Genomic DNA, 1,180 nt, shown 5'->3' on the forward strand with positions numbered 1-1,180 from the left:
GTGCGCGGCCGGCTCGCCGGCTTCGCACGCGTAATCGGGCGCACCGCCCGGCGGCGCGCCTGCGCCCCCGGCGTCGCGCAACCGGCCCGACGGCTCGGCCCTGCGTGCGAGCGAGGGGAACACATGACGGCGGTAGGGCTGCATCACGCCGCATCCTCGGCGACGAGTTGCAGCTCGATGTCGCCTTCGTCGGACAATTCCTTCACGCGGGCCATGATGTCGCGGCGCGCCTGCGCGACGCGGCTGGCCGGCGCGGGGCCGGTACGCTTGAGCATTTCCTCGAACGCCTGCACCGAGCGGCGCGGCATCGAATGCAGCAGCGCATCGAGCAAACCCTGCTCTGCGCCGCGCAATGCCACGCCCCACGGCTCGAGCCCGATCGCCTCGAGAATCGCGGCGATGGTCGCGTCGCTTTGGCGCGCCAGGATCGAGAAGTCGTAAATGCGCGCCTCGACCTCGGCGACGAGCGCCGGATCGTGCACGCGCAGCAGCTCGATCAACTGCCCGCGATCGCCCGGCAAGCGGTTGATGATCTCGGCCGCCTGTCGCGTGCCTTCGACGGCCGTGCTCTGCGTGTCCAGATTCGCGATGCACGCATCGACGACGGACTCCAGATCGCGCAGCACCTCGAAATCGATTTCCTTGAGCCGCCCGATATGCAGCAGCACGGTTTCGCGCGCATCGGCGGGCAGCGCATGGATCACCTGGCTCGCCTGCTCGGGCGGCAGGAACGCCAGGAACATCGCCTGCATCCGCTCGTGCTCGCGGCCGAGACGATCGGCGAGCCATTGCGGCTGCGCCCACTGGAGTCGCGCGATCTTCGGGCCGATCACGTCGCCGTAGATGCGGTTCAGCACGCTGCTCGACGCCACCTCGCCGAGCGCCATGTCGAGCGAGCGCTGCAGGAACGAGCGCGACGCGCCGCGCACGCTGCTCTGCGCGCGAAACGCGTCGAAGAAACGATGGATCGTCTGCTGCACGGCCTCGACCTTCACGCCGTTCATCCGCGACATCACGAGCGTCACGCCGAGCAATTCCTCGCGCGACAGGCAGCGCAGCACGCCGGCGGCCGCTTGCTCGCCCATGCTGAGCAGGATCACCGCGGCGCGCTCCACCGGCGTCAGCGGGGCCGGGCGTGCCGCCGACGCAGCGGGCCCGGCGGCGACATGCGCGGCCGCCG

At 70.6% G+C, this 1,180-nt stretch carries 1 protein-coding gene; it reads right to left on the bottom strand.

Features of this window, described 5'->3' with window-relative positions; all coding sequences use genetic code 11:
* Window positions 1-143 precede the first annotated feature (143 nt).
* Window positions 144-1,124: a FliG C-terminal domain-containing protein gene (locus G3N92_RS34305; RefSeq protein WP_241015212.1), complete on the bottom strand. Its 981-nt coding sequence runs from the start codon at window positions 1,122-1,124 to the stop codon at window positions 144-146.
* Between the last annotated feature and the right edge of the window lie 56 nt (window positions 1,125-1,180).

This window comes from Burkholderia sp. Ac-20379, assembly GCF_017104645.1.
Taxonomy (GTDB): Bacteria; Pseudomonadota; Gammaproteobacteria; order Burkholderiales; family Burkholderiaceae; genus Burkholderia.